Origin of the sequence: Candidatus Pelagibacter sp., assembly GCF_052049815.1 — a bacterium.
Classification (GTDB): Bacteria; Pseudomonadota; Alphaproteobacteria; order Pelagibacterales; family Pelagibacteraceae; genus Pelagibacter.
In genome coordinates this window covers 1-8,241 of sequence record NZ_JBNGZG010000040.1, presented here as the reverse complement: position 1 = coordinate 8,241, position 8,241 = coordinate 1, and the positions used below count along the sequence as shown (strand labels likewise).

Below are 8,241 nucleotides of genomic sequence, written 5' to 3'. Positions count from 1 at the left end.
AATTTAATTAACAAATATTAAAATATTATGGCAGGAAGTTTAAATAAAGTATTATTAATTGGTCGTTTAGGCGCAGACCCAGAAATCAAACAAATGGTTAACGGTAAAAGTGTTGCTAGATTAAGTTTAGCAACTAGTCAAAGTTGGAAAGACAAAAATACAGGTGAAAAAAAAGAAAAAACAGAATGGCACCGTGTAGTTGTATTTAATGAAGGTTTAGTAAACGTAGTTCAACAATATTTAAAAAAAGGTGCACAAATTTATGTTGAAGGTCAAATTGCAACTAGAAAATGGAAAGATGAACAATCTGGACAAGATAAATATTCTACTGAAATTGTAATCCAAGGTTATAATTCTTCACTAACAATGTTAGGTGGCGGAAGTGGGTCTGGCGGGATTCAAAATGACTCAATGTCTCAAATTTCAAATGATATGTCTGATAATTCACAAGTATCAAATGAAATGGACGATGATATTCCTTTTTAATTAAGTAATGCAAAAAACAGAATTACCTAAAGACAATAATATAAAACTGATCTCAATGCATGATGAGATGAGCTCATCATATTTATCTTATGCAATGAGTGTAATTGTTTCTAGAGCTCTACCTGATATTAGAGATGGATTAAAACCAGTTCATAGAAGAATTCTGTATGCAATGTACAAAGGTGGATATGATTGGTCTAAACAATTTAGAAAATCTGCAAGAATAGTCGGGGATGTTATAGGTAAATATCATCCTCATGGTGATCAATCTGTTTATGATGCATTAGTGAGAATGGTTCAAGATTTTTCAATGAGTTTACCATTAGTAGATGGTCAAGGTAACTTTGGTTCAATAGATGGAGATCCAGCTGCAGCAATGAGGTATACCGAAACAAGATTGTCCAAAGTAGCTCAATTTTTAATTGATGACATAGAAAAAAATACAATTTCTTTTAAAAGTAATTACGATGAAACTGAGAAAGAGCCTTCTGTTTTACCTGCTCAATATCCAAATCTTTTAGTAAACGGAGCAGGTGGTATAGCAGTAGGAATGGCAACTAGTATTCCACCACATAATCTTGGTGAGATAATTGACGGCACTTTAGCTTTAATTGATAACAAAGAAATTACAGTTAAACAATTAATGAAACACATACCTGGACCTGATTTTCCAACTGGTGGTGTAATTATTGGTAAAGATATTATTAAACAAGGTTACAGTAAAGGAAGAGGTTCTTTTAAAGTAAGAGGTCAAATATCTATAGAACAAATGAAAAATGGAAGAGAGAGACTTGTTATAACATCAATTCCTTATCAAGTTAACAAATCCGTATTAAATGAAAGAATAGCTCAATTAGTTAGAGAAAAAAAAATTGAGGGAATTAAAGACATAAGAGACGAGTCAAGTAGAGAAGGAATAAGAGTAGCAATTGATTTAAGAAATGGTGTAGAACCTGAAACTGTTAAGAGACAACTTTATAAAAATACTCAAATTGAAAGTTCATTTGGTTTTAATACTTTAGCAATTGTTGATGGGAAACCTCAAACGTGTAATCTAAAAGATTTTTTAACAAATTTTTTATCTTTTAGAGAAGATGTTGTAATTAAAAAAACAAAATTTGATCTTCAAAAAGCAGAAGAGAGAGCTCATATACTTATTGGCTTATCTGTTTCGGTAGAGAACCTAGATAAAATAATTAAAATTATTAGATCTTCAAAAACACCTGATGATGCAAAGAAAGCAATTTTATCTACTAAATGGAAAATAAATAAATCACAGAAATTAATTTCTTTAGTTGAAAATAAAAGATCTAAGGGAGCTTATAGTTTATCTGAACCTCAAGTAGTTGCTATCTTAGAATTAAGATTACAAAAATTAACAGCTTTAGGAATAAATGAAATTGAAGTCGAAATAAAGAAACTTGCAGAATTAATAACAAAATACAAAAAGATTATTTCTTCGAAAAAAGAACTTTTAAAAGTTATTAGTGACGAACTTAAAAATATTAAAGAAAAATTTTCAGTAAAAAGGAGAACTGATATCATAGATGCGGTGTTAAATTATGATATTGAAGAAACAATTCAAAAAGAAGCTGTATTCATAACAGTTACACTTCAAGGTTATATTAAAAGAGGATCACTAAACAATGTTAAGCAACAAAAAAGAGGTGGAAAAGGAAAGACTGGAATAACAACAAGACAAGAAGACTCAGTTGTTCAAACATTGTCTGTTAATACTCATACATCTGTATTATTTTTTTCAACAGAAGGATTAGTTTACAAAATTAAAGCATGGAAAATTCCTGAGGGATCATCTGTTTCAAAAGGGAAATCTTTATTCAATATTTTACCTTTAAAAAGCCACCAGTCTATAAGCTCTATTATGCCTTTTCCTGAAGACGATCCAGAATCAAAAGATTTGATGATTATATTTGCTACTGCACAGGGAAAAGTTAGAAAAAATAGTCTAGAAGATTTTTCTTCAATTAACGCTTCTGGAAAAATTGCAATGAAATTAGACCCGAACGATAGAATAGTTGGTGTAAAAATTTGTAGAGATGATCAAGACGCAATGTTAAGTACTAAATTAGGTAAATGTATTAGATTTGAAACTAAGAAATTAAGGGTTTTTAAAGGTAGATCTTCTAAAGGAATTAGAGGTATTGATCTTGCTAAAGATGATCAAATTGTATCTCTATCAATTATTCAAAACGATAAAGCATCTAAAAATAGCAAACAATCATCTGCTGATAAAGCAGAATTAAAAGCAAAGGAAAAATTTATTTTATCAATAACAGAAAATGGTTATGGAAAAAAAACATCTCATTATGATTACCGAGTTACCAATAGAGGTGGCAAAGGTATAATTGGTATTGTAAATTCTGCAAGAAATGGAAACATAGCATCTTCTTTTCCAGTTTATGATGGTGATGATATTATAATTTCAACTAATAAAGGAAGAGTTATTAGAGTTGCTGTTAAAGAAATAAGAACAGCTGGAAGAAATACTCAAGGTGTTAGAATTATCAAATTGTCTGGTGATGAAAAAGTTGTTTCAGCCACGAAAATTGATGATAACTTAATTTAATGTCAAAAACTGCTATATACCCTGGAACATTTGATCCAATAACTTTTGGTCATATAGATGTAATTAAAAAAGGACTAAAATTATTTGATAGAATAATTGTTGGTGTATCAGATGTAAATAATAAATCTTATCTATTTAATTCCGAAGAAAGAATACAGATAGTAAAAAATGCTCTCTTTAAAGATCTTAAACTAAATAAGAAAAAAATTGTAATTGTATCATTTACATCGTTAACAACTGATTTATGTAAAAAGTATAAATCTAATATTATATTAAGAGGTTTAAGAGCCGTGTCAGATTTTGAATATGAGTTTCAATTAGCTGGAATGAATAGGAAATTAAACTCTAATATAGAAACATTATTTTTGATGTCAGATGTAGAAAACCAAATTATTTCATCTCGATTTGTTAAAGAAATAGTAAAATTAAATGGAAACATAGGAAAATTTACTACCAAAAGTACAATAAAATCTTTAAAAGAAAAAATATGAAAAAAATTTTAATAAATTTATTTGTTTTACTTTTTTTATTAACCAATCAATCAATAGCTGAGGAGAATATAATGATTTTAAAATTAAAAGATGGAGATGTAAAAATTGAGTTATTTCCGGATGTTGCCCCTAATCATGTCAAAAGAATTAAAGAACTAGCTGATAGTGGTAAATATGATGGTGTAGTTTTTCATAGAGTAATTGATGGTTTTATGGCTCAAACAGGTGATGTACAATTTGGTAATTCTTCAAATGATAATTTTGATTTAAGAAGAGCAGGTATGGGTGGATCTGATCTACCTGATTTAAAACAAGAATTTAATAGTTTACCTCATGACAGAGGAACTTTATCAATGGCAAGATCACAAGATCCAAACAGTGCAAATAGTCAGTTTTTTATTTGTTTTAAACCAGCCCCTTTCTTAGATAGACAGTATACTGTTTTTGGAAAAGTTATCGAAGGTATGGAGCATGTTGATAGCATTAAAAGAGGTGATAGTAATAATAATGGTGCTGTTGACGATCCTGATAAAATTATAAGCTTTAAATCTCTATAGTTTATTTATTAGATGGCATTAAAGAATTTTGCCTTCAAACTTTTGAATAAAGATAATTATGCCCGTCATGGTATAATTGAAACCCATAGAGGTAATATAAGAACACCAGCTTTTATGCCAGTTGGTACTCAAGCTACAGTCAAAGCTTGTTTTATAGATGATATAAAAAAAACTGGTTCAGATATAATATTATCAAATACTTATCATTTGATGATAAGGCCTGGAGTAGAACGTGTTATGTGTGCTGGTGGACTACACCAATTTATGAATTGTAGTCTACCAATTTTGACAGACTCTGGTGGTTTTCAAGTGATGTCTTTATCCAAGTTAAATAAGATTGATAGAGAAAAAGGTGCAATATTTAATTCTCACGTTGATGGAAAGAAATATTACTTAAGCCCTGAAGAAAGTATACGAATTCAATTAGGTTTAAATTCTGACATTGTTATGATTATGGATGAGTGTCCAAAAAAAACAACTGACTACAAAATAATTAAAAATTCAATGGAGCTGTCTTTATACTGGGCAGAAAGATCTAAAAAAGCATTTGGAAAAAACCCTCACAAAGCATTATTTGGCATCGTACAAGGAGGTTTGTTTAATGATCTTAGATTACAATCTTTAGATGGCCTTCAAAAAATAAATTTTGATGGTTATGCTATTGGTGGTTTAGCAGTTGGAGAAACACAAGATGAAATGTTTAATGTATTAGATGGAATAAAAGATCATCTTCCAGAAGAAAAACCTCATTATTTAATGGGTGTTGGCACTCCTTCAGATATTTTAGGAGCTGTAAAAAGAGGTATTGATATGTTTGATTGTGTATTACCATCTAGATCTGGAAGAACTGGCTTAGCTTTCACTTGGGATGGTAGAGTAAATATTAAAAATAATAAATATCAATCAGATAACACTCCTTTAGATAAAAACTGTAAAAATTTTAGTTTAAATAAATATAGCAAAAATTATTTGAATCATTTGTTCAACACTAATGAAATCTTAGCTTCAATGTTGTTAACTCTTCATAATATCAATTTTTATCAAGAATTAATGCAGTCAATTAGAGAGAATATTCAAAAAGGCACTTTTGATGAATTTCATGATAAATACATTGATAAGTTGTAATAATATCTTAGGATTTGTCAAAATTGTCATTTGATATATGGAAATAATTCTGTATATAACACACAATCAATTTGATTTGTGGGCCGTTAGCTCAGTTGGTAGAGCAATTCCCTTTTAAGGAATGGGTCGCTGGTTCGAGCCCAGCACGGCTCACCACTTTCAAGATAATTTTATTGGTGGATAATCAATTATTATTTCATTTACCCATCCATCTATATTCTTAATTCTATTGTCAGATGAAGGATGCGTGCTCATAAATTCTGGTGTTTCTTTTCCTTTATTGAATTCTTTCATTCTTTCCCAAATTTTTCTTGTTTCTCGTATATCATAACCAGATAAAGAGGCAAAAATCATTCCCAAGTAATCTGCTTCACTTTCCTGTTTTCTATTAAATGGATTCATTATTCCTAATTGGGACAACAAACCTACAGTGTCCATGCCTGTTGTTCTATTTATGTCAGATAAAATACCCCCGCTAAAAATATCTAAAACTCTTGTTCCTGTATTTAGTAAAACACCTCTACTAGCTCTTTCTACAGAATGTTTGGCAACTGCATGAGCTATTTCATGACCCATGACTGCTGCAAGACCATTTGTATTTTTGGTGACATCTAGTATACCTGTGTATACAGCTATTTTACCACCAGGCATACACCAAGCATTTCTAATTTTATCGTTATCAATTAAAATATATTCCCAATCAAAATTTAATGTTGGATCATTTATGTTCGATCTAGAAAAATATTCACTAATTGAATCTTCCATTTTTTTTCCTATTTCTTTAATTTCGTTTAATTTATTCAAATCATCACTCAGTTTTTCTTTTTCTTTAATTTGCTCATAAGCTTGAGCAGCTTGAGCGTTTAATTTTGCCTCTGGTATAATCTTTAATTGTTTTCTCTCTGTAATTGGTGCAGTTGCACAAGAATTAAGAAATATTGAACAACAACCACAACCAGCATAAGTTAAAAATTTTCTTCTATCCATTTTATAATTAATTGTTAATATAGTTTATATGAATCTAAATAACAAAATTTTAGCGGTACTTTTTATAATTGCAATTAGTTTTGTTATTTTCTCGAGCTATAACTAAAGATTAAAATGGGTAAAAAAAAAAGATCTTTATCTTTAATACTTAGAAATTATTTCATTGCTGGAGTTGTTGTTTTAATTCCAATTGGTTTTACCTTATATTTAAGTAAAATTCTAATTAATATCTCATCAAAGATATTACCAAAAAATATTAATCCAAATAGCTATTTACCATTTGAAGTTCCAGGAATAGAAATTTTAATATCAATTATATTTATAACTTTTGTAGGCGGTCTTTCATTATCTTTTCTAGGAAAAAGATTGTTAAAACTAATTGATGATCTATTCAAAAGAATTCCTTTTTTAAGAACTGTTTATTCAGCAATAGTTCAAATGACAGAAACTTTTTCCAAAAAAGATGATAATAAAAAAAGTGTTGTTTTAATCGAATATCCTAGAAAAGGAGTTTGGGCAGTAGGTTTTGCTACAAAAGAAAATGATGGTGAAATGTCAAAAAAAGTTAATAAAAAATTGATTAATGTTTTTGTCCCAACAACGCCTAACCCAACTAGTGGTTTTTTACTAATGTTTCCAATAGATGAAGTGATTTATCTTAATATGAGCTTTGAAGAAGCATCTAAATTTATTGTTTCTGCTGGTACTTCTAATATTAAGAGTTAAACTATATCATTAATTATATCAGCTCTATCATATAGTTTAAGTAAAGGTTTGAAATCACTTACATCTTCATTTTCTTTTTCAATTCTATTAATTTCCTTTTCAGCAACTTTAAACAAGTCACTGTTATGAATTGGATCAGCTAGTTTAAATGTTTTTACACCGCTTTGTTTAAAACCTAAAATGTCACCGTAACCTCTTAATTTCATATCTTCCTCTGAAATTTTAAAACCATCATTAGATGATTTTAATATTTTAATTCTTTTTTTTGCATTTTCACTAAGATTAGATTTAAACATTAATATACAATTAGATTGTTTAGAGCCTCTTCCAACACGTCCTCTAAGTTGATGAAGTTGGGAAATTCCAAATTTATTTGCATTCTCAATTACAATTACAGTGGCGTTAGGAAAATCTATACCAACTTCAATTACTGTTGTAGATACCAATATTTTATATTTTTTTTTTAAAAAATTATTCAAGATCTTTTCTTTTTCATCAAAATCAGTTTTACCATGAAGTAATGCTACTTGATCAGGAAAAATTTTAGATAAAAATTTAAATTTTGATACAGCAGACTCATGATCAATTTTTTTTGACTCTTCAATAAGTGGGCAAACCCAAAAAATTTGGTTATCATTATTTATTTCTTTTTTTATAAATTTTAATACATCATCGATTTTGCTATCTAGTTTACTATATGTTTTAACCTCTTTTCTTGATTTTGGTTTTTCTCTTATTATAGAAACATCCATATCTCCATAAATTGTCATAGTTAATGTTCTTGGTATTGGTGTAGCAGACATTAGTAATACGTCACAATTCTCACCACCTTTGTCAGATAATTTCTTACGTTGATTAACACCAAATTTATGTTGTTCATCTATTATCACTAAACCTAACTTTTTAAATTGAATTTTATTTTGAAAAATTGCATGTGTTCCAAATATCAAGTCTATTTTATTTTCACTTAATTTTTTAATAATAATTTTTTTATTCTTATTTTCAGATTTACTAGATAATAAATCTAGATTTATCTTATTATCAAATAGTTCTTTCGCTAAATTATAATGTTGTCTCGCAAGTATTTCTGTTGGCGCCATAAAAGCAACTTGAAAACCAGCTTTAATTGAGTTCAAAGACGCAATTAAAGACACGATTGTTTTTCCACTTCCAACATCACCTTGTAACAATCGAAACATCTTATTTTCTGATTTTAAATCATCATTTATTTCGATTAATGCTTTAATTTGATCATTAGTAAGTTTGAATTTTAATTTAGAAA

The 8,241-nt window shown here is 28.6% G+C and carries 8 protein-coding genes and 1 tRNA gene; 7 read left to right on the top strand and 2 right to left on the bottom strand.

Annotated features, from left to right (window positions below):
* Window positions 1-27 precede the first annotated feature (27 nt).
* From ssb to ACTT9D_RS06195, 6 genes are all read left to right on the top strand, one after another.
* Window positions 28-486, top strand: coding sequence for a single-stranded DNA-binding protein (ssb, locus tag ACTT9D_RS06220; protein ID WP_440930924.1), 459 nt, complete (start codon window positions 28-30; stop codon window positions 484-486).
* Between the two features lie 7 nt (window positions 487-493).
* On the top strand, window positions 494-3,073 hold the full coding sequence (gene gyrA, locus ACTT9D_RS06215) for a DNA gyrase subunit A (RefSeq protein ID WP_440930923.1): 2,580 nt from the start codon (window positions 494-496) through the stop codon (window positions 3,071-3,073).
* Window positions 3,073-3,564 (top strand): pantetheine-phosphate adenylyltransferase, encoded by a 492-nt coding sequence (coaD, locus tag ACTT9D_RS06210; protein WP_440930922.1) that lies wholly within the window; start codon window positions 3,073-3,075, stop codon window positions 3,562-3,564. The genes gyrA and coaD overlap by 1 nt, the downstream gene beginning before the upstream one ends.
* Entirely contained in the window at window positions 3,561-4,121 is a 561-nt protein-coding gene (locus ACTT9D_RS06205) for a peptidylprolyl isomerase (RefSeq protein WP_440930921.1), read from the top strand. The genes coaD and ACTT9D_RS06205 overlap by 4 nt, the downstream gene beginning before the upstream one ends.
* Before the next feature lie 12 nt (window positions 4,122-4,133).
* Complete coding sequence (gene tgt, locus ACTT9D_RS06200; RefSeq protein ID WP_440930920.1) at window positions 4,134-5,246, top strand: tRNA guanosine(34) transglycosylase Tgt; 1,113 nt, start codon at window positions 4,134-4,136, stop codon at window positions 5,244-5,246.
* A gap of 80 nt (window positions 5,247-5,326) precedes the next feature.
* Window positions 5,327-5,402: transfer RNA gene (locus tag ACTT9D_RS06195), tRNA-Lys, on the top strand.
* Window positions 5,403-5,405: 3 nt separating this feature from the next.
* On the opposite strand, the gene ACTT9D_RS06190 is transcribed toward ACTT9D_RS06195, so the two are convergent.
* The gene (locus ACTT9D_RS06190) at window positions 5,406-6,233 is read right to left on the bottom strand and encodes a M48 family metallopeptidase (protein ID WP_440930919.1); all 828 of its coding nucleotides are present in this window, start codon (window positions 6,231-6,233) and stop codon (window positions 5,406-5,408) included.
* 114 nt (window positions 6,234-6,347) lie between these two features.
* Between ACTT9D_RS06190 and ACTT9D_RS06185 the strand changes: the two genes are divergently transcribed.
* Complete coding sequence (locus ACTT9D_RS06185) at window positions 6,348-6,959, top strand: DUF502 domain-containing protein (protein WP_440930918.1); 612 nt, start codon at window positions 6,348-6,350, stop codon at window positions 6,957-6,959.
* On the opposite strand, the gene ACTT9D_RS06180 is transcribed toward ACTT9D_RS06185, so the two are convergent.
* On the bottom strand, window positions 6,956-8,241 hold a 1,286-nt coding region (locus ACTT9D_RS06180), incomplete at its 5' end, for an ATP-dependent DNA helicase RecG (RefSeq protein WP_440930917.1). The genes ACTT9D_RS06185 and ACTT9D_RS06180 overlap by 4 nt on opposite strands.

Excerpts from the sequence above, each read along its gene's own strand:
- ACTT9D_RS06185 (WP_440930918.1), top strand. The coding sequence starts at position 6,348 with ATGGGTAAAAAAAAAAGATCTTTATCTTTAATACTTAGAAATTATTTC.
- tgt (WP_440930920.1), top strand. The coding sequence starts at position 4,134 with ATGGCATTAAAGAATTTTGCCTTCAAACTTTTGAATAAAGATAATTAT.
- ssb (WP_440930924.1), top strand. The coding sequence starts at position 28 with ATGGCAGGAAGTTTAAATAAAGTATTATTAATTGGTCGTTTAGGCGCA.
- ACTT9D_RS06190 (WP_440930919.1), bottom strand. The coding sequence starts at position 6,233 with ATGGATAGAAGAAAATTTTTAACTTATGCTGGTTGTGGTTGTTGTTCA.
- ACTT9D_RS06205 (WP_440930921.1), top strand. The coding sequence starts at position 3,561 with ATGAAAAAAATTTTAATAAATTTATTTGTTTTACTTTTTTTATTAACC.
- coaD (WP_440930922.1), top strand. The coding sequence starts at position 3,073 with ATGTCAAAAACTGCTATATACCCTGGAACATTTGATCCAATAACTTTT.
- gyrA (WP_440930923.1), top strand. The coding sequence starts at position 494 with ATGCAAAAAACAGAATTACCTAAAGACAATAATATAAAACTGATCTCA.